The sequence below is a fragment of the Solimicrobium silvestre genome (assembly GCF_002976435.1).
GTDB classification, from domain to species: Bacteria; Pseudomonadota; Gammaproteobacteria; order Burkholderiales; family Burkholderiaceae_D; genus Solimicrobium; species Solimicrobium silvestre.
The window spans coordinates 1-19,436 of sequence record NZ_PUGF01000041.1; the positions used below are offsets into that span (position 1 = coordinate 1).

Annotated in this window: 17 protein-coding genes; 16 read left to right on the forward strand and 1 reads right to left on the reverse strand. The window is 44.6% G+C overall.

Annotated elements, in window-relative coordinates:
• Positions 1–279 precede the first annotated feature (279 nt).
• From S2091_RS23220 to S2091_RS23285, 14 genes are all read left to right on the forward strand, one after another.
• Positions 280–1,041 (forward strand): sulfite exporter TauE/SafE family protein, encoded by a 762-nt coding sequence (locus tag S2091_RS23220; protein WP_105534378.1) that lies wholly within the window; start codon positions 280–282, stop codon positions 1,039–1,041.
• A gap of 126 nt (positions 1,042–1,167) precedes the next feature.
• Positions 1,168–3,105 carry a tRNA uridine-5-carboxymethylaminomethyl(34) synthesis enzyme MnmG gene (mnmG, locus tag S2091_RS23225; protein ID WP_105534365.1) on the forward strand — a complete coding sequence of 646 codons (1,938 nt, stop codon included), beginning with the start codon at positions 1,168–1,170 and terminating at the stop codon, positions 3,103–3,105.
• Between the two features lie 2 nt (positions 3,106–3,107).
• On the forward strand, positions 3,108–3,755 hold the full coding sequence (gene rsmG, locus S2091_RS23230) for a 16S rRNA (guanine(527)-N(7))-methyltransferase RsmG (RefSeq protein ID WP_105534366.1): 648 nt from the start codon (positions 3,108–3,110) through the stop codon (positions 3,753–3,755).
• Positions 3,756–3,845: 90 nt separating this feature from the next.
• Complete coding sequence (locus S2091_RS23235; protein ID WP_105534367.1) at positions 3,846–4,622, forward strand: ParA family protein; 777 nt, start codon at positions 3,846–3,848, stop codon at positions 4,620–4,622.
• Positions 4,623–4,656: 34 nt separating this feature from the next.
• Positions 4,657–5,544 (forward strand): ParB/RepB/Spo0J family partition protein, encoded by an 888-nt coding sequence (locus S2091_RS23240; protein WP_105534368.1) that lies wholly within the window; start codon positions 4,657–4,659, stop codon positions 5,542–5,544.
• 410 nt (positions 5,545–5,954) lie between these two features.
• On the forward strand, positions 5,955–6,359 hold the full coding sequence (locus tag S2091_RS23245; RefSeq protein ID WP_423828257.1) for an ATP synthase subunit I: 405 nt from the start codon (positions 5,955–5,957) through the stop codon (positions 6,357–6,359).
• A 4-nt stretch (positions 6,360–6,363) separates the two neighbouring features.
• Entirely contained in the window at positions 6,364–7,185 is an 822-nt protein-coding gene (gene atpB / locus S2091_RS23250; protein WP_105534369.1) for a F0F1 ATP synthase subunit A, read from the forward strand.
• 121 nt (positions 7,186–7,306) lie between these two features.
• The gene (gene atpE, locus S2091_RS23255; RefSeq protein WP_105534370.1) at positions 7,307–7,549 is read left to right on the forward strand and encodes a F0F1 ATP synthase subunit C; all 243 of its coding nucleotides are present in this window, start codon (positions 7,307–7,309) and stop codon (positions 7,547–7,549) included.
• Between the two features lie 59 nt (positions 7,550–7,608).
• A complete protein-coding gene (locus S2091_RS23260; protein WP_105534371.1) occupies positions 7,609–8,079 on the forward strand; it encodes a F0F1 ATP synthase subunit B in 471 nt (156 codons plus the stop codon).
• A 2-nt stretch (positions 8,080–8,081) separates the two neighbouring features.
• The gene (locus S2091_RS23265) at positions 8,082–8,612 is read left to right on the forward strand and encodes a F0F1 ATP synthase subunit delta (RefSeq protein WP_105534372.1); all 531 of its coding nucleotides are present in this window, start codon (positions 8,082–8,084) and stop codon (positions 8,610–8,612) included.
• 58 nt (positions 8,613–8,670) lie between these two features.
• On the forward strand, positions 8,671–10,212 hold the full coding sequence (gene atpA / locus S2091_RS23270) for a F0F1 ATP synthase subunit alpha (RefSeq protein ID WP_105534373.1): 1,542 nt from the start codon (positions 8,671–8,673) through the stop codon (positions 10,210–10,212).
• A 26-nt stretch (positions 10,213–10,238) separates the two neighbouring features.
• The gene (gene atpG, locus S2091_RS23275; RefSeq protein WP_105534374.1) at positions 10,239–11,108 is read left to right on the forward strand and encodes a F0F1 ATP synthase subunit gamma; all 870 of its coding nucleotides are present in this window, start codon (positions 10,239–10,241) and stop codon (positions 11,106–11,108) included.
• A gap of 54 nt (positions 11,109–11,162) precedes the next feature.
• A complete protein-coding gene (atpD, locus tag S2091_RS23280; RefSeq protein ID WP_105534375.1) occupies positions 11,163–12,548 on the forward strand; it encodes a F0F1 ATP synthase subunit beta in 1,386 nt (461 codons plus the stop codon).
• 81 nt (positions 12,549–12,629) lie between these two features.
• Positions 12,630–13,052 (forward strand): F0F1 ATP synthase subunit epsilon, encoded by a 423-nt coding sequence (locus tag S2091_RS23285; protein WP_105534376.1) that lies wholly within the window; start codon positions 12,630–12,632, stop codon positions 13,050–13,052.
• Positions 13,053–13,093: 41 nt separating this feature from the next.
• Here the strand turns inward: S2091_RS23285 and nhaR are convergent, their stop codons facing one another.
• The gene (nhaR, locus tag S2091_RS23290) at positions 13,094–13,981 is read right to left on the reverse strand and encodes a transcriptional activator NhaR (RefSeq protein WP_105534377.1); all 888 of its coding nucleotides are present in this window, start codon (positions 13,979–13,981) and stop codon (positions 13,094–13,096) included.
• A gap of 123 nt (positions 13,982–14,104) precedes the next feature.
• Here nhaR and S2091_RS23295 point away from each other — a divergent pair, with 123 nt between their 5' ends.
• Together S2091_RS23295 and metH are read left to right on the forward strand one after the other, a co-directional pair.
• Positions 14,105–15,067: a TerC family protein gene (locus tag S2091_RS23295; RefSeq protein ID WP_423828258.1), complete on the forward strand. Its 963-nt coding sequence runs from the start codon at positions 14,105–14,107 to the stop codon at positions 15,065–15,067.
• A gap of 372 nt (positions 15,068–15,439) precedes the next feature.
• Positions 15,440–19,153: a methionine synthase gene (gene metH / locus S2091_RS23300; RefSeq protein ID WP_423828259.1), complete on the forward strand. Its 3,714-nt coding sequence runs from the start codon at positions 15,440–15,442 to the stop codon at positions 19,151–19,153.
• Positions 19,154–19,436 lie beyond the last annotated feature (283 nt).

Here is a 19,436-nt window from a genome sequence, read left to right on the forward strand (position 1 = left end):
GAAGAATTTTAGTTTCTTATATAAGTTAGATATATATAATTTAGTAGTAATAGTTAACGAGCACTTCTTCTGTGAATAACTCAACTATCTCTATTGGAATCAATTAGTTAGACTAAGTAATAACCTAGTTATAAGCCTTGTAGCTCTAAAGGAAAATTGTTGGATAAAAAAATGCGACAAAGTAATATCCTGTTTCTTCACATATTATTAGAAAGTTATTCGACCACTTATCCACAGTGTTTTTTACCTAATATTTATTCCAATTTTTTTTTAAACTCAATGACTGAATATTTAATTTTATGTATTGCCGCATTTTCTGCTGGTTTAATCGATGCCGTTGTCGGAGGAGGTGGGTTAATTAATGTACCCGCTATTTTTTCTACTTTTCCAAATGGCATACCGGCGACACTTTTAGGTACAAATAAATTGGGAGGTATTTGGGGAACAGCAGCTGCGGCAGTTAATTATGCTCGGGTCGTTAAAATTATATGGAATGTTGCTATTTCAGTTGCATGTGCAGTTTTAGTATTTTCTTTCATTGGCGCATATACCGTAACGCGGATTCCATCGGATTTTCTACGCAAGTGTTTACCGCTCATTTTAGTGATGGTAGCGATCTACACATTCAAACGAAAAAATTTCGGTCAATCTCACACTCCCTTTCATACCGATACTAAAGAAAGAACACTGGCTTTTTCGACTGGTGCAGGAATTGGTTTTTATGATGGTTTTTTTGGGCCTGGTACAGGTAGCTTCCTGATTTTTGTTTTTGTACGATTTTTTGGCTTTGATTTTTTAACTGCATCTGCAATTTCTAAAATAGTGAATGTTGCTTGCAATGGTGCTGCATTACTTTTGTTTGGAATTAGTGGGCATGTAATGTGGGCGGTTGGATTTACAATGGCTGTATTTGGAGTCGCCGGTTCTTTGGTAGGCACCCGACTTGCAATTAAAAATGGTAGTGGTTTTGTTCGGAAACTCTTTTTATGTATCGTCGTTGTATTGATTATCAAAACTTCTTACGATGCTTTTCTTCGTTAATTTGTTTCACGTGAAACATAAAATAGGCCGCATAAATAATGTTTCACGTGAAACCATTTAGATCGAAGATAAGGTAAACGGATAAAAACGCTTTATAATCTTGGCTGTTGCTAGATTGAGGTCGGTATGTTTTATCCAAAAGAATTTGATGTAATTATTGTAGGTGGCGGGCATGCTGGAACAGAGGCGGCTTTAGCTTCTGCTCGCATGGGGCAATCTACTTTATTGTTGACTCATAATATTGAAACCCTGGGTCAAATGTCATGTAATCCTTCAATTGGAGGGATAGGCAAGGGGCATTTGGTTAAAGAGGTTGATGCTATGGGTGGAGCTATGGCAATCGCGACCGATGAAGCGGGTATTCAATTTCGGATATTAAATTCATCAAAAGGGCCGGCCGTTCGTGCAACTAGAGCACAAGCTGATCGTATTTTATATAAGCAAGCCATCCGTAGCCGCTTGGAAAATCAGCCTAATCTTTACCTTTTTCAACAAGCGGTGGATGATTTGTTGATTGAGGGGGATCGGGTAGTCGGGGCGGTTACCCAAGTTGGTATCAAATTTAAAGCGCGCGCAGTCGTTCTTACTGCAGGAACATTTCTTGATGGAAAAATACATGTTGGCTTAAGTCAGTATGCTGCGGGTCGTGCGGGAGATCCTCCGGCAATTTCTTTGTCGTCAAGATTAAAAGAATTATCCTTGCCGCAAGGGCGTTTAAAAACAGGAACGCCACCACGAATTGACGGCCGTTCCATCGATTTCTCAGTGATGCAAGAGCAACCTGGTGATTTAGATCCGGTGCCAGTATTCTCGGTATTGGGAAATGCCAAGATGCATCCACGTCAAGTTCCTTGCTGGATAACACATACTAATCAACAAACACACGACATTATTCGCACAGGTTTAGATCGTAGCCCGATGTATACCGGCGTTATTGAAGGTGTTGGCCCGCGTTATTGCCCATCGATCGAAGATAAAATTCACCGCTTTTCAGGTAAAGAATCGCATCAGATATTCCTTGAGCCGGAAGGATTAACGACAAATGAATTTTATCCAAACGGTATTTCAACCAGCTTGCCGTTTGATATTCAATTGGCGTTAGTGCGCTCTATGAATGGGATGGAAAACGCCTATATCTTGCGACCAGGCTATGCAATTGAATATGATTATTTTGATCCGCGTGGATTAAAAGCCAGTTTGGAAACGCGTCAAATTCAAGGTTTATTCTTTGCCGGACAAATCAACGGTACAACAGGTTACGAAGAAGCGGCAGCGCAAGGTATGCTGGCGGGCTTAAATGCGGCACTATTTACTCAGCAAAAAGATGCATGGGTACCCGGTCGTTCAGAAGCGTATCTTGGTGTATTGGTTGATGATTTGATTACTAAAGGCGTGCAAGAACCTTATCGCATGTTTACTAGTCGCGCTGAATTCAGGTTGAGTTTGCGTGAAGATAATGCCGATATGCGCTTAACTGAAATCGGTAGAAAGCTTGGTTGCGTTAGTGATTTGCAATGGGCGGCATTTGAAATAAAGCGCGAATCTGTAGCACGTGAGTTAGAGCGGTTGAAGTCGACTTGGGTTAATCCACGCTTAATTGCGGATGCAGAAGCAGAGCGGGTAGTAGGCAAGGCACTTGAGCGCGAGTATTCTTTAGTCGATTTATTGCGTCGCCCACAAGTTAGCTATGAAAGTCTCATGACGTTACGCGGGGTTGATGGGCAAGATGTTGCGGGCCCGGCGGTACAAGATGCTGCAGTGAAAGAACAGGTAGAAATTCACGTGAAATATGAAGGCTATATTGATCGTCAAGCAAAAGAGGTGCAAAAGCACGCTCATTTTGAGAATCTACCTATGCCTGATAATTTTGATTATTTAGATGTATCCGGTTTATCGATTGAAGTTAAACAAAAACTAAATCAACAAAAACCAGAAACCTTAGGGCAGTGCAGCCGGATTTCTGGCGTTACGCCTGCGGCTATTTCTCTGCTATTGGTACATTTGAAAAAACGCGGATTTAAAGAGTTTTCCCAAACGCCAACGTTAGTTGAAGGGAGCATCTGACAATGCTAGGTTTACAAGAGCAGGTAGAGTGCAGAAAGCTACTTGAAGAAGGCGTGGTAGCTTTACAACTGAATTTGGATGTGGAGCAATGCAATAAGCTGATGTCTTATCTGAATCTGCTATCAAAGTGGAATGCCGTCTACAATCTAACTTCGGTTCGTAATCCACGTGAAATGGTTAAGCAGCATTTGCTGGATAGCTTAAGCGCCGTTTCTGTATTTAATCACGCTACTAATATTTTAGATGTCGGTTCCGGCGGTGGACTACCTGGAATAGTATTAGCTATTGTCTATCCAGATATTAAGGTCGCTTTAATTGATACCGTGAATAAAAAAACGGCATTTTTGAAGCAGGTAAAAGCCGAATTGGATTTGAAAAATGTGACGGTACATACTGGGCGGGTAGAGCAGTTAACTGCCGTTGAATTGTTTGATGTGATTACTTCCAGAGCCTTTTCAGAATTAGCTAACTTCGTTAATTGGGCCGGTCATTTGTTGGCACCGGAAGGAAGCATGATTGCATTAAAAGGACATCTGCCAGAACATGAAATTGAAGTACTTCCTGCGGGATGGCAAATTAATAAAGTACAGGCAGTGAGTGTTCCAGGATTAGATGCGCAGCGGCATTTGCTTTGGCTGGTTCGCGCGTAATTAAAGTAAGTAGTAAGTGTGCAATTATTGTTAAATTGGTTTGAATGGTAATTTAACTAGATAAAAATATATTCCCCACCAGAAAGACATATGGCTAAAATTTTCTGCATTGCAAATCAAAAAGGTGGTGTTGGTAAAACCACGACAACAGTAAATTTAGCAGCGAGCCTGGCGCAAATCAATCAGCGGGTTTTGCTGGTTGATCTGGATCCTCAAGGAAATGCCACGATGGGCTCCGGGGTAAATAAATCAAAATTGAGCGCCACAATTTATCAAGTATTGCTTGGCCTTTCCGACGTTAAAACAGTACGGCAAAGAGCTGCTTGCGAAACTTATGATGTGTTGCCGGCGAATCGGGAATTGGCCGGTGCCGAAGTTGAAATGGTGGAGTTGGAAAACAGAGAAAATCGCTTGCGCTTAGCGCTAGCGGAAGTAGTTGGTGAATACGACTTTATTTTGATCGATTGCCCACCTGCGTTATCCATGTTGACGTTAAATGGGCTCTGTGCGGCGCACGGGGTAATTATCCCTATGCAATGTGAGTATTACGCATTAGAAGGGTTGTCTGACCTCGCCAACACGATTAAAAAGGTGCATTTAAACCTGAACCGTGAGCTTGAAATTATCGGCCTATTACGAGTGATGTTTGATCCACGCATGACGCTTTCTCAGCAAGTATCAGATCAGCTAGAGCAACATTTTGGCGATAAAGTATTTAAAACATTAATACCGCGTAATGTCCGATTAGCCGAGGCACCGTCTTACGGTATGCCGGGGGTTATTTTTGATCCAACCTCAAAGGGCGCGCTAGCTTATCTGGCATTTGCGGCCGAGATGGTTGAGAGAATCAAGCAACTAAGCAAATAAACTTAAGTAAACAATTAGAGAAAAGTAGGATGTCATGGCTACAAAAAAATCCAAAGGTCTTGGTCGAGGACTAGATGCGTTATTAGGTGGTGCTGCAGATTTTGCCGACGCGGTTCCTAATTTGGTCGGCTTCCCGAATGTGTTGGCCTTAGATTTATTGCAGGCCGGTAAATACCAGCCGCGAACTCGCATGGATGAAGGCGCACTTGCAGAACTCGCTGCTTCAATCAAAGCGCAAGGGGTTATGCAGCCGATCTTGGTCCGTCCGGTTGGAGAACAAAGTAGCGGTGAGATTAAGTACGAAATTATTGCTGGCGAACGACGTTTCAGAGCGTCCCAAATGGCTGGCTTAACCGAAGTGCCGGTGTTGGTTAAAGATGTTGATGATCAAGCCGCCGCAGCAATGGCCTTGATTGAAAACATCCAGCGCGAAGATTTGAATCCGTTGGAAGAAGCGCAAGGCTTACAACGTTTAATTAATGACTTTCATTTTACTCACGAACAAACTGCGCATGCAGTTGGCCGCTCACGCAGCGCGGTTTCAAATTTATTGCGCCTGTTAAATTTGGCTAGCCCAGTGCAAACCATGTTGATGGCGGGCGATATTGATATGGGACATGCGCGGGCTTTATTGGTGGTTGATGGCGCAACGCAAATTCAACTGGCTAATCAGGTAGTAGCAAAGCGTTTGTCGGTGCGGGATACAGAAAAGCTGGTTACTAACACTAACGATGACGTAAAAGAAAGCATACCAAAAAGCCGGGAAAAATCACGTGACATCGCACGGCTGGAAGAAGAGCTATCCGATTTATTCGCAACGCAAGTGCAGCTAAAAATGGGTAAAAAAGGGAGTGGACAATTAATTGTTGATTTCGCCAATTTAGATGGACTGGATGGAATTTTGAGTAAATTAAGAGCTTAAAAGCGTTTAATTAAGTCGATATGCCGCAAGTTAATGAGTTTTGGTTTTTAAATAAAGCAAATTAAGAATGAATGATAAATTTAGTTGTTAAACATGATAACTAAACATTGTTTTGGCGGCAGTACAAACTATGATTTTATAAACACAGCAGAGCCTTAAATATAAAATTCAGTAATGCTGTTGTTATAAGCTATTTTCATTGGCAAATTGAGCTAAAAGTTTGACGGTGATAGCGCGTAACACGTATAATTCGACGGTTTTGGTCGGGATATAAATATCTGGCAAATCAATATATAGCTGTTCTTTCAGTTTTCAAGGAAATGAGCGCAATATATTTACAAAAGGGTAATGAAGACACCGCCCTTAAATTCCAGTATTAAAGCGCTAATGCTAGTTTGACTAGAAATGTAGTGCGTTATTTAGCAGCAGCGATATTAGCAGAAACGTTAGCGGAAACGCCGCGGACAGGAATTCACATGATGCGGATAGTGATGCTGCAAATTTGTGCAGCATTCGTCGTCGCAATTATTGCGGCGTGTATTGGAGGATATGCCTCCGGATTTTCGGCATTGTTGGGTGGACTTAGTTACGCAATTCCAAATGCGCTATTTGCTTTACGCTTGTATGCAGGAACGCTAAAACCTGGCGGTGCCAGCCCCGTTACATTCTTTGTTGGGGAATTTGCCAAAATTTTGACAACCATCGCTTTATTAGCAGCGGTGGGTTGGTTGTACCACGATGTGCATTGGCTCGCCTTTTTAGCCGGCTTTATTGTGGTATTGAAAAGTTATTTTATTTTACTATTTAGAAGCTAATCATATGAGCGCACCAGAACTAGCACCAACCGCGTCAGAATATATTGTCCATCATCTGGGACATTTTTCTACCAAACACCAAGGCTCACCTTTCGATATGTCTATCCTTAATATGGATACCATATTCTGGTCAGTTTTTGCCGGGATTTTAGGTTGTGGAATTTTGTACATCGCCGCCAGACGTGCCACTTCCGGTGTTCCAGGCCGTTTTCAGGCTGCAATTGAAATGCTGGTTGAAATGGTTGAAGAACAATCAAAAGGCATCATCCACGGCGACCGTACATTTATCGCTCCTTTGGCATTAACCGTGTTTGTTTGGGTTGCATTAATGAACTCACTCGATTTCTTGCCAGTCGATTTGTTTGCGCGTCTGTTCCATTATGTTGGACTTGAAGACGTGATTGGACATCACCGCGTGGTTCCTACTGCCGATTTAAACGGCACGTTTGGAATCGCTCTTGGCGTTTTGGTTTTAATACTTTATTACAATGTAAAAATCAAAGGTTTCGGCGGTTTTATTCATGAAATATTTTCCGCACCTTTCGGTATATGGTTAGCTCCATTCAATTTGTTATTAAACCTGATTGAATTCGCTGCTAGAACAGTTTCTTTAGCAATGCGGTTGTTCGGTAATATGTTCGCTGGTGAATTGATATTTTTATTGATTGCTTTGTTAGGCGCAACAATGACCACGTTTGGTATTGCCGGTCAGATTCTTGCTGGAACTGTATGGGCAATTTTCCATATTCTTATCGTATTCTTACAAGCATTTATTTTCATGATGTTGACCTTGGTTTATCTTGGTCAGGCTCATGAAGGTCACTAAATAGCTGCTGTACCTTAGTTGCTATGCAACCAAGGTGAGTTGTGGCTGAAGTTTTTGGTATTATGTTTTTGGTATTTGTTTTTGTATTTTAATTTTTATTTTTTACTTTTAAGGAATTGTCATGACTGATTACTCTTTCGTTGCTTTGGCTTGTGGTTTGATTATTGGTTTGGGTGCTATCGGTGCTTGTATCGGTATCGCTTTGATGGGTGGTAAATTTTTGGAAGCGTCTGCTCGTCAACCTGAATTGATGAACCAATTGCAAACTAAAATGTTTTTGTTGGCTGGTTTGATCGATGCTGCGTTCTTGATCGGTGTTGGTATTGCAATGATGTTTGCTTTCGCTAACCCATTCCACGCTTAAGTAATTCCTTTTTCTGCAAACCTCGGTTTGCAGACAGAACTACACAATAAGGAATTACTATGAATCTGAATTCAACGTTTATTGTTCAGTTTGTGGTTTTCTTCATCTTGGCTGGCTTCACTATGAAGTTCATATGGCCGCCAATGATGAAAGCGCTCGATGAGCGTGCACAGAAAATCGCTGAAGGTTTAGCTGCAGCAGAGCGCAGCAAAGCTGACCTGAAAGCAGCTGAAAAACGTGTGCAAGCCGAATTGGCTGGTGCGCGCGATGAAGGGCAAAAGCACATTGCTGACGCAGAAAAGCGTGCTCAATTGATTGTTGACGAAGCGAAACATACCGCCTCTGAAGAAGCGGCACGTATTGTTGCCAATGCAAAAGCAGATGCTGAACAGCAAGTCACTAAAGCTCGTGATGAATTGCGTGACCAAGTCGCTTCGTTAGCGGTTAAAGGCGCAGAGCAAATTCTGAAACGTGAAATCAATGCATCAGTTCACGCTGATTTGTTGAGCCACTTAAAAGCTGAGCTTTAATCATGGCTGAAATCGCAACGATCGCTCGTCCTTACGCTGAGGCGCTATTTCGTGTGGCAAAGACCAACCTTTCTGCTTGGGCAGAATTGGTTGAGGAAATGTCACAAGCAGCGCAGCACGCAGATGTAAAAGCATTGGTGCAGAATCCAAAAGTTCCGGCAACGATGGTTGCGGATACGTTTTTATCTGTACTGAAATCACCAGTGAATCAAGAAGCGAAGAATTTCATCAATACCTTGGCAAGCAATCATCGCTTGCTGGTATTGCCTGAAATCGCTGCTCAATTCCACGCTTTGAAGAATGCCCATGAAGGCGCCGCTGATGCTGTTATCAGTAGCGCATTTGCACTTTCAGATGCCCAGGTTTCTACTCTGTGCGCAACACTGGAAGCCAGATTTGGTCGCAAACTTAACCCAAGCGTGACCGTAGACGCAGCCTTAATTGGCGGCGTGCGGGTCGTAGTTGGTGATGAAGTGTTAGATACATCGGTGCGTGCCAAGCTGCAGAAGATGCAACTAGCCTTGACCGCTTAAATAGTTTTTGCCTTAGCGCAAAGACCACTTAAGCATAGAAAAAACATTAGGAGTTAATATGCAACTCAACCCATCAGAAATCAGCGAGTTGATTAAGAGCCGTATTGAAGGCCTTAGCAGCAGCGCTGAAGTTCGTAACGAAGGTACGGTTATTTCCGTTACCGACGGTATCTGCCGCGTGCACGGTTTGTCCGATGCAATGCAAGGCGAGATGCTGGAATTCCCAGGCAATACATTTGGTTTGGCGCTGAACTTAGAGCGTGATTCAGTTGGTGTTGTTATTTTGGGTGACTACGAGCACATCTCCGAAGGCGATACAGTGAAATGTACTGGTCGTATTCTGGAAGTGCCTATCGGCCCGGAATTACGCGGTCGCGTAGTGAATGCACTTGGTCAGCCTATCGATGGTAAAGGTCCGATCAATGCAAAATTGACCGCTCCTATCGAAAAAATTGCACCAGGCGTTATTGCCCGTCAATCCGTATCTGAACCACTGCAAACTGGCTTGAAATCAATTGATTCCATGGTTCCGGTTGGTCGCGGTCAGCGTGAATTGATCATTGGTGATCGTCAAACTGGTAAAACAGCTGTTGCGATCGATACCGTGATTAATCAAAAAGGTCAAAACGTTACATGTATCTATGTTGCGATTGGTCAAAAAGCGTCATCCATCAAAAACGTAGTGCGTTCATTAGAAGCACACGGCGCGATGGAATACACGATTGTGGTAGCGGCTTCCGCATCTGAATCAGCAGCAATGCAATATGTTTCTGCTTACTCCGGTTGCGCGATGGGCGAATACTTCCGTGATCGTGGTCAAGATGCATTGATCATTTACGATGATTTGTCTAAGCAAGCTGTGGCTTATCGCCAAGTTTCCTTGTTGTTACGCCGTCCACCAGGTCGTGAAGCTTACCCTGGCGATGTGTTCTACCTCCACTCCCGTTTGTTAGAGCGCGCAGCACGCGTGAATCCTGACTACGTTGAAAAATTCACCAATGGTGAAGTTAAAGGTAAAACCGGTTCATTGACTGCGTTGCCAATTATTGAAACTCAAGCTGGTGACGTTTCCGCTTTCGTTCCGACTAACGTAATTTCGATTACTGACGGTCAGATCTTCTTGGAAACTTCCTTGTTTAACGCGGGTATTCGTCCTGCGATTAACGCCGGTATTTCAGTTTCACGCGTTGGTGGTGCTGCTCAAACTAAAGTTATCAAAAACTTGTCCGGCGGTATTCGTACCGATTTGGCTCAGTACCGTGAATTGGCTGCGTTCGCGCAGTTTGCGTCTGATCTGGATGAAGCGACCCGTAAGCAATTGGATCGTGGTGCACGTGTTACTGAATTGTTAAAACAAGCTCAGTACTCACCATTGTCGATTTCTTTGATGGCCGTAACTTTGTTCTCCGTGAACAAAGGCTTCTTGGATGATGTGCCTGTTAAGAAAGTATTAGATTTCGAAGCCGGTGTACATAGTTACATGAAAACTAGCCACGCTGCCCTTTTACAAAAGATTGAAGAAACCAAACAACTCGATAAAGATGGCGAAGCAGTGCTGTCTGCCGCGATTGCTGATTTCAAAAAATCCGGCGCGTATTAATTTAATGCCGCTAGAAGGGGTCACTCATGGCTGTTGGTAAAGAGATACGTGGCAAGATCAAAAGCGTAGAAAATACGAAGAAGATCACTAAAGCGATGGAAATGGTCGCTGCATCCAAAATGCGTAAAGCGCAAGACCGGATGCGTGCGGCTCGCCCGTACAGTGAAAAAATTCGTGTTATCGCGGCTAACTTGTCACAGGCAAATCCGGAATACACCCATCCTTTCTTGATCACGCAAAATCAGTCCAAAACAGTAGGACTGATTGTAGTGACGACAGATAAAGGCTTGTGCGGTGGATTGAATACCAACGTATTGCGTTTGGTAACCAATAAACTGCGTGAAGTCGAAGGACAGGGATGCAAGATTGAAACCGTGGCAATCGGCAATAAAGGCTTAGGCTTTTTAAACCGGATTGGCGCCAAGGTATCAGCGCAAGTGGTACAACTCGGTGATACGCCGCATTTAGACAAATTGATCGGTTCAGTAAAAGTATTGCTGGATGCCTATCAAGATGGCAAATTAGATGCGGTCTACCTGTGTTATACCAAATTCATTAACACCATGAAGCAAGAGCCGAAAGTGGAGCAATTATTGCCACTGACAGCCGATAAACTGGAAGTCAAAGCAGGAGACCATTCGTGGGATTACCTGTATGAGCCAGATGCGCAAACGGTGATTGATGAATTGCTAGTTCGTTATGTTGAAGCGCAAATCTATCAAGGTGTAGCGGAAAACATGGCCTCAGAACAATCGGCCCGTATGGTGGCGATGAAGTCTGCTAGCGATAATGCAGGTAGCGTAATTGGTGAGTTGAAGTTGATCTACAACAAAACTCGTCAAGCAGCGATTACCAAAGAGCTTTCCGAAATTGTGGCTGGTGCGGCAGCGGTTTAAGTAATGCCGAAACGGTATAGATTATTAAGTAACTAATTAATTGAAGGAACGAACATGGCTGATGGCAAAATCGTTCAGTGTATCGGCGCTGTTGTGGACGTTGAGTTTCCACGCAATGCGATGCCTAAGATATACGACGCTTTAAAAATGGAAGGCTCCGAGCTGACTTTGGAAGTGCAACAGCAATTGGGTGACGGTATCGTCCGTACCATTGCTTTGGGCACATCTGATGGTTTGCGTCGTGGCATGATTATTCAAAATACTGGTAAGCCAATTATGGTTCCAACTGGTACGGCTACTTTGGGCCGTATCATGGACGTATTGGGTAACCCAATTGATGAAGCGGGTCCTGTTGTATCAGACACGCACGCAGCGATTCACCGTAAAGCTCCTGCTTACGACGAACTGTCACCATCCCAAGACCTGTTAGAAACAGGTATCAAGGTGATTGACTTGGTTTGCCCGTTTGCTAAAGGCGGTAAAGTCGGTCTGTTCGGCGGTGCTGGTGTTGGTAAAACCGTTAACATGATGGAACTGATCAACAACATCGCGAAAGAACACGCTGGTTTGTCCGTGTTTGCTGGTGTTGGTGAGCGTACTCGTGAAGGTAATGACTTCTACCACGAGATGAAAGATTCTAACGTGTTAGATAAAGTTGCCATGGTTTACGGTCAAATGAACGAACCACCAGGCAATCGTCTGCGTGTGGCGTTGACTGGTTTGACCATTGCTGAAGGTTTCCGCGACGAAGGTAAAGACGTATTGTTCTTTGTGGATAACATCTACCGTTATACATTGGCCGGTACCGAAGTTTCTGCGTTGTTGGGTCGTATGCCTTCTGCTGTGGGTTACCAACCAACGTTGGCTGAAGAAATGGGTAAGTTGCAAGAGCGTATTACTTCAACTAAAACTGGTTCGATTACTTCAATTCAAGCGGTTTATGTTCCTGCCGATGATTTGACTGATCCATCCCCAGCGACTACGTTTGCCCATTTGGATTCAACAGTTGTGTTGTCACGTGATATCGCTTCTTTGGGTATTTACCCAGCGGTTGATCCACTGGATTCAACATCACGCCAGTTAGATCCTCAAGTTGTTGGTCAAGAGCATTATGAAACAGCCCGCGCTGTGCAAGGTATTTTGCAGCGCTATAAAGAATTGCGCGACATTATCGCGATTCTGGGTATGGATGAATTGGCTCCTGAAGATAAGTTATTGGTTGCTCGCGCACGTAAAATGCAACGTTTCTTGTCCCAACCGTTCCACGTTGCTGAAGTATTTACCGGTTCACCAGGTAAGTATGTTTCGCTGAAAGACACCATCAAGGGCTTCAAAATGATTGCCTCTGGTGAACTCGATCACTTGCCGGAACAAGCGTTTTACATGGTTGGTACTATCGACGAAGCAATCGAAAAAGCGAAGAAAATGGCCGCAGCGTAATGCTGTTGCTTTGAGCCGCGGCTTTTGTTCACGGCTCAATCTTTGTTTTGCGATATATTTCGTTCTTATTAAGGTTCCAACATGGCACACACTATTCAAGTTGACGTGGTTTCTGCAGAAGAATCAATCTTCTCTGGATTGGCCGAATTTGTCGCATTGCCGGGTGAAGCGGGTGAGTTGGGGATTTATCCACAACATACGCCGTTTATCACACGCATTAAGCCAGGTTCAGTGCGCATTAAAATTCCAGGCCAGACCGAAGAAGTATTTGTCTTCGTGGCAGGTGGGCTATTAGAAGTGCAACCAACGGCCGTTATTGTTTTGGCAGATTCAGCGATTCGCGGTAAAGATCTCGATGAAGCTAAAGCGACAGAAGCTAAAAAACGGGCGGAAGATGCTCTTGCTAATCGCGAAGCTAATATTGACTTTGCGCAAGCACACGCAGAATTATCTGCTGCGGTAGCGCAGTTGGCGGCAATTAGTAGATTGCGTCAAAAACGTTAAGCAGTAAGTATTGATAAAAAAGGCAGCTTCGGCTGCCTTTTTTATTGTCGGTTTCCTTGTTGAATTGCAAGAACAGCAGGGTGGCTGATTTTCCTCTCGATAGAAATAGCATAAAAATGATCAAGTACTTCGGGGCAATTGCCGACCCTATTAACTTGATACTGCTGCTCGACTAATTCCGCAATAGAACTCGGGGCAGAGAAAAAACCAACTCCGGCTTTGCCAAATGCCATCATTAATGCCGCATCATCAAATTCGCCAGCGATGATTGGATTAACTCCCGCCGCATTCAGCCACTGCAATAATTTTAAGCGTACCGCCGTATCTTCGCCTTGCAGCAATAACGGAGCTTCATGTAAGCAAAATGGAAAAGGCTGTGGGTGTTGTGCAATTAGTGTCGGCGAAGCAAAAAAACTAATGTCGCTTTGAAGCAAGAAATGATTATAGGCGCGCACATTTAACATCGCTGGCATGGGAGCATCGCTAATGACGACATCTAATTTATGTGCGGCAAGCTCCGCTAATAAATCACCGATTTTTCCCTCTTGGCAATTAATCCGTAATGGCTGGCTAAGTTGCAATGCCGGTTCAAGCAGTTTATGCGCGATGGTTTTTGGTACCGCATCAGAAATACCGACCCGTAAAAATAAGCTGCGCGAACTTGGATGCAGCTGCAAAACCTCTTCTAACTCTTGCCCTAAAGAAAAAATCTCATTGGCATAATTCAGCACCATGCGACCGGATTCGCTAAGTTCTAAATTGCGGCCACTTTTTAAGAATAACTTCTCACCATGTGTTTCTTCAAACAAGTTGAGCTGGGCGCTAATCGTTTGCGGTGTTATATGTAAGTGCCTACTCGCTTCAATAATGCTGCCATGCTTAGCGACTGACCAAAAATAATGCAAATGCTTATAATTTAACGAGGGCATAGTAAAGGGTTTTCCAAAAGAAATAAACAACTTATCTCGATGAATATATGAAATTAAATCGACTTTTATTGATGGTTGACCAAGAGTATTCTACTCACTCAGAAATAACAAGATGAGTGAGAGATGATGCATACCATTGCACAACCTTGGATGTGGGGCGCGTTTATCGCCTTTGTAATTGCCATGTTGGTTGTGGATATCGTGGCTTGCGGTGGAAGTCGTGCGCACAAAATGAGTGCTAAACATGCACTCGGTTGGTCGCTGGTTTGGGTCAGCCTGGCCATGCTTTTTGCACTTGGGATGTGGCTCATCTTGTCCAAAAATGTAGGTGCTGAGATAGCCAACGCAACAACGATGGAGTTCTTGGCTGGTTATGTGATTGAGAAATCACTTTCCATCGATAATATTTTTGTATTCCTTCTGATCTTTAGCCATTTCTCAGTGCCTGCCGAATATCAACGTAAAGTGCTGCTGTACGGTGTCATCGGCGCGATTGTGATGCGCATCGGGATGATCTTGGGGGGCGTCTGGTTAGTGGAAGAATTTAGCTGGGTGCTATATGTGTTCGGGCTGTTTTTAATTATCACTGGAATAAAGATGATGATTTCGGCCGAGGCTGAGCCAGATCTGAATTCAAATCCCGTAGTGCGATTCGCTAAAAAAATCCTGCCGCTCACTGCTGATTTTAAAGGCGAAAAGTTCAGCGTAATCGAAAATGGCAAACGCGTATTTACACCGTTGTTGTTGGTGCTGATCTTGATTGAAGTGTCCGATGTGGTCTTTGCGGTCGATTCTATCCCTGCAATTTTTGCAGTAACCACCGATCCGTTCATTGTATTTACTTCTAACATTTTCGCGATTATGGGTCTGCGCGCTTTGTACTTCTTATTGGCAGATATGGCAGAGCGCTTCCATTTCCTGAAATACGGACTAGCTTTGGTACTGATGTTTGTCGGCATTAAAATGCTGATAGTTGATTGGTGGCACGTTCCAACCATGGCTTCATTGTTGGTGATCGGCGGGATTGTGGCGGGTTCTGTGATGATTAGTTTGCTGGTAACTAAGAAGGGCGAGCCGAAAGTGTAAGGCTGATCGATAAGCTAATAATTAACAACGTGATCTTCGTACAGACGTGGATCACGTTAAAAAATCAATTTATAAAGGGAATTGCCCCCAAGGCATGCAGCCATACGCTACAGAGCTTTGACGTATAATATACGGCTTTCCAGCACGAATATGACACGAAAGATTGCAAGCGCAAATTAGCGCAAAACGAAGCTCGGTTTGCTAACAAAATTCAGCTAACACTATATAACTAGCAATATAGCCAGTGCTCATGCCGAATACCACCTTGCCGCTCCGCAATCTACCGCTCTCAATCTGGCCTATCCAGATATTTATTAAGTGAACAACATGACGATCGCCTCAGCCACATCCCCTGCCATTAAACCGAACGACATGTGCGCAACAGAAATTCAATTGCGCGAGATACTAGCGCGCCGGATTTTAATTTTAGATGGCGCAATGGGCACCATGATCCAGCAATACCATCTGACCGAAGTGGATTATCGTGGCGATCGCTTTAAAGACTTTACTGGACCGGGCCGTGAATTATTCGTCAAAGGCAATAATGAATTGCTGACGCTGACTCAGCCGCACATCATTTCAGAAGTACATGAAAAGTATCTGGCGGCAGGCGCCGACCTGATCGAAACCAATACTTTCGGAGCAACGACGGTAGCGCAGGATGATTACCATATGGCGCACTTGGCCTATGAAATGAACGTAGCCGCCGCCAAATTAGCGCGTGCGGCGTGTGACAAATACAGTAGCCCAGATAAACCGCGTTTTGTAGCGGGCGCTTTAGGCCCTACGCCAAAAACCGCATCAATTTCACCGGATGTGAATGATCCTGCCGCGCGCAATGTTACTTTCGATCAATTAGTTACAGCCTATTTAGACCAGACACGCGGTTTGGTAGAAGGTGGATCGGACGTGTTGTTGGTGGAAACCATCTTCGATACCTTGAACTGCAAAGCCGCTTTATTTGCTATTGAGACATTTTTTGAGACTAGCGGCAAGCGTTTGCCGGTCATGATCTCTGGGACCGTGACCGATGCATCTGGCCGGATTTTGTCAGGTCAAACCGTTCCCGCTTTCTGGAATTCGGTGCGCCACATCAAGCCGCTCACGGTCGGATTAAACTGCGCGCTCGGTGCGACCTTGATGCGTCCTTATGCGGAAGAGCTGTCCAATATTGCGGATACCTTCGTCTGTATTTACCCAAATGCCGGTTTGCCTAATCCGATGAGCGATACCGGCTTTGACGAAACGCCGGATGTCACCTCTTCGCTGGTGCGTGAATTTGCCGAGAGTGGTTTTGTGAATATCGCCGGTGGCTGCTGCGGTACGACGCCGGCGCATATTCAGGCGATTGCCGAGCAAATTAAAAATATCGCGCCACGCAAAATCCCAGAAGTACCAAAAGTAATGCGCCTGTCAGGTTTAGAGCCATTCGTGATTGATGATCAGTCGTTATTCGTCAACGTCGGTGAGCGCACCAATGTCACCGGTTCAAAAGCCTTCGCTCGTTTGATTTTGAATGAACAATACGATGAGGCGTTAGCAGTAGCGCGTCAGCAAGTGGAAAACGGCGCGCAGATTATTGATATCAATATGGATGAAGCGATGCTGGACTCGGTCGCCGCCATGACGCGCTTTTTAAACCTGATCGCGTCGGAGCCTGATATCGCGCGTGTGCCGCTGATGATTGATTCGTCCAAATGGTCGGTGATTGAAGCTGGGTTGAAATGCGTGCAGGGCAAGGCGATTGTGAATTCGATTTCGATGAAGGAAGGTGAAACAGAGTTTTTACGCCAAGCTACCTTGTGCAAGCGTTACGGCGCGGCCGTGATCGTCATGGCGTTTGATGAAAAAGGGCAGGCTGATACGTTCGAGCGCAAAATCGAAATTTGCCAACGTGCGTATTCGCTGTTGATTAGTCAACTCGACTTTGCGCCGGAAGACATTATTTTTGACCCGAATATTTTCGCCATTGCGACTGGTATTGAAGAGCATAACAATTACGCGGTGGATTTTATCAATGCCACGCGTTGGATTAAAGATAACCTGCCTGGCGCAAAAATTAGCGGCGGCGTATCTAATGTCAGTTTCAGCTTCCGAGGTAATGATCCGGCCCGCGAAGCGATTCATACGGTATTTTTGTATCACGCGATTCAAGCCGGCCTGACCATGGGTATCGTTAATGCCGGCATGGTTGGTGTATATAGCGAATTGAGTCAGGCGCTGCGCGAATGTGTGGAAGATGTGGTGCTTAATCGTCGCCCAGATGCCACCGAACGCATGATCGATATGGCGTCGACCTTAAAAGCTGGTGATAAAAAAATCGAAGCAACGCTGGAGTGGCGCAGCGAACCAGTTGCCAAACGCTTGTCGCATGCGATGGTGCATGGTATTACGCAATGGATAGTGGAAGACACCGAAGAAGCGCGACAGGGATTTGAATTCCCGATTCAAGTAATTGAAGGCCCGCTGATGGATGGTATGAATATCGTCGGCGACCTGTTCGGGCAAGGCAAAATGTTTTTACCGCAGGTGGTGAAGTCGGCGCGGGTGATGAAACAAGCTGTAGCGCATTTGTTGCCGTTTATTGAGGCCGAGAAAAAACGTACCGGCGATAATAAGCCGAAAGGCAAAATCGTTATCGCTACCGTTAAGGGCGATGTACACGACATTGGCAAAAACATCGTTTCGGTCGTTTTGCAATGTAATAACTTTGAAGTAGTGAATATGGGCGTGATGGTGCCGTGTTCGGAAATCCTCGCAGTGGCTAAAGCAGAAAATGCCGACATCATCGGCTTGTCTGGTTTGATTACCCCGTCGCTAGAAGAAATGGCCCACGTTGCCAAAGAAATGCAACGAGATCCGCATTTCAGGATGTTAAAAATCCCACTATTAATTGGCGGTGCAACCACGAGTCGTGCGCATACCGCTGTGAAGATTGCACCTAATTACGAAGGGCCGGTGGTTTATGTCCCCGATGCCTCACGTTCGGTGTCGGTGGCGCAATCATTATTAACTGTAGATCAACGCGAACAATATGTGGAAGACCTGGCGGTAGATTATGAACGGATTCGCGTACTGCACGCGAATAAAAAAGCATTACCTACGGTGAGCTTGGCGGTAGCTAGAAAAAACAAAATGGTCGTGCCGTTTGACGGCGTTAATGCGCCAGTTAAACCGAAGTTCATTGGCCGTCGTATTCTAAAGAATGTCGATCTGGCGACTGTCGCCCACTATATAGATTGGGGCCCATTCTTCCAGACCTGGGATTTAGCCGGACCGTATCCGGCTATCTTGACCGATGAAGTAGTCGGTGAAGCTGCGACCAAAGTATTTGAAGAAGGTCAGGCGATGCTGAAAAAAATCATCGAAGGCCGCTGGCTTACCGCCAATGGCGTGATTATGCTGTTGCCTGCGAATAGCGTTAATGATGATGATATTGAAATTTATACAGACGAAACTCGTAGTCAGGTCGCTCTTACTTATTATGGTGTGCGTCAGCAAGCAGAAAAACCAGTGATAGATGGCGTTCAGCGTCCGAATCAGTGTTTGTCAGATTTCATCGCACCAAAAGCGAGTGGTGTGCAAGACTATATAGGTATGTTTGCCGTGACTGCTGGTTTGGGCATAGAGAAGCACGAACAACGTTTTGAAAAAGCCAATGACGATTACAGCAGCATCATGTTGAAATCATTAGCTGATCGTCTGGCAGAAGCATTGGCAGAGTATTTGCATGAACGCGTGCGTAAAGATTTCTGGGGTTATGCAGCAGAAGAACAATTAAGTAATGCCGATTTAATCAAAGAAGGTTATTCAGGTATCCGTCCAGCACCGGGATATCCGGCTTGTCCTGAGCATACGGTAAAAGCAGACGTATTTAAACTCATGCAATGCGAAGAGATCGATATGCATATTACTGAATCGTACGCCATGATTCCGGGCGCAGCGGTATCAGGTTTCTATTTTGGACATCCTCAATCCAAGTATTTCAACGTTGGAAAAATCAACCAAGATCAGGTCGTAGATATGGCTGCGCGTAGGGGAATAGCGCAAGAAGAAATAGAGCGCTGGTTGGCGCCAAATCTTTAAATGAATTATTTTTAAATTTATTTTTAAAAATACTTGCAACTCAGCGAAAGGCTTGCTATAGTTCGCCTCCCGTTGAAAGACGGGGAAAAAAGAAGCGGTAGCGAAGCGGAGGAATGGCAGAATGCACCCGTTAAATTAACGCTTTAAAGTAGGGTACGAGAGCAGTAAAGTGGGAGAGCAGAAAAAACGAAGTGTCGAAAAATAAGTGTTGACGCGGAGTAGCAAAAGCCCCATAATCTCGTTTCTGTGCTGCTGACAAACAAAACGCTTTGTCAGCGAAGAG

Excerpts from the sequence above, each read along its gene's own strand:
- S2091_RS23220 (WP_105534378.1), top strand. The coding sequence starts at position 280 with ATGACTGAATATTTAATTTTATGTATTGCCGCATTTTCTGCTGGTTTA.
- mnmG (WP_105534365.1), top strand. The coding sequence starts at position 1,168 with ATGTTTTATCCAAAAGAATTTGATGTAATTATTGTAGGTGGCGGGCAT.
- rsmG (WP_105534366.1), top strand. The coding sequence starts at position 3,108 with ATGCTAGGTTTACAAGAGCAGGTAGAGTGCAGAAAGCTACTTGAAGAA.
- S2091_RS23235 (WP_105534367.1), top strand. The coding sequence starts at position 3,846 with ATGGCTAAAATTTTCTGCATTGCAAATCAAAAAGGTGGTGTTGGTAAA.
- S2091_RS23240 (WP_105534368.1), top strand. The coding sequence starts at position 4,657 with ATGGCTACAAAAAAATCCAAAGGTCTTGGTCGAGGACTAGATGCGTTA.
- atpB (WP_105534369.1), top strand. The coding sequence starts at position 6,364 with ATGAGCGCACCAGAACTAGCACCAACCGCGTCAGAATATATTGTCCAT.
- atpE (WP_105534370.1), top strand. The coding sequence starts at position 7,307 with ATGACTGATTACTCTTTCGTTGCTTTGGCTTGTGGTTTGATTATTGGT.
- S2091_RS23260 (WP_105534371.1), top strand. The coding sequence starts at position 7,609 with ATGAATCTGAATTCAACGTTTATTGTTCAGTTTGTGGTTTTCTTCATC.
- S2091_RS23265 (WP_105534372.1), top strand. The coding sequence starts at position 8,082 with ATGGCTGAAATCGCAACGATCGCTCGTCCTTACGCTGAGGCGCTATTT.
- atpA (WP_105534373.1), top strand. The coding sequence starts at position 8,671 with ATGCAACTCAACCCATCAGAAATCAGCGAGTTGATTAAGAGCCGTATT.
- atpG (WP_105534374.1), top strand. The coding sequence starts at position 10,239 with ATGGCTGTTGGTAAAGAGATACGTGGCAAGATCAAAAGCGTAGAAAAT.
- atpD (WP_105534375.1), top strand. The coding sequence starts at position 11,163 with ATGGCTGATGGCAAAATCGTTCAGTGTATCGGCGCTGTTGTGGACGTT.
- S2091_RS23285 (WP_105534376.1), top strand. The coding sequence starts at position 12,630 with ATGGCACACACTATTCAAGTTGACGTGGTTTCTGCAGAAGAATCAATC.
- nhaR (WP_105534377.1), bottom strand. The coding sequence starts at position 13,981 with ATGCCCTCGTTAAATTATAAGCATTTGCATTATTTTTGGTCAGTCGCT.
- S2091_RS23295 (WP_423828258.1), top strand. The coding sequence starts at position 14,105 with ATGATGCATACCATTGCACAACCTTGGATGTGGGGCGCGTTTATCGCC.
- metH (WP_423828259.1), top strand. The coding sequence starts at position 15,440 with ATGTGCGCAACAGAAATTCAATTGCGCGAGATACTAGCGCGCCGGATT.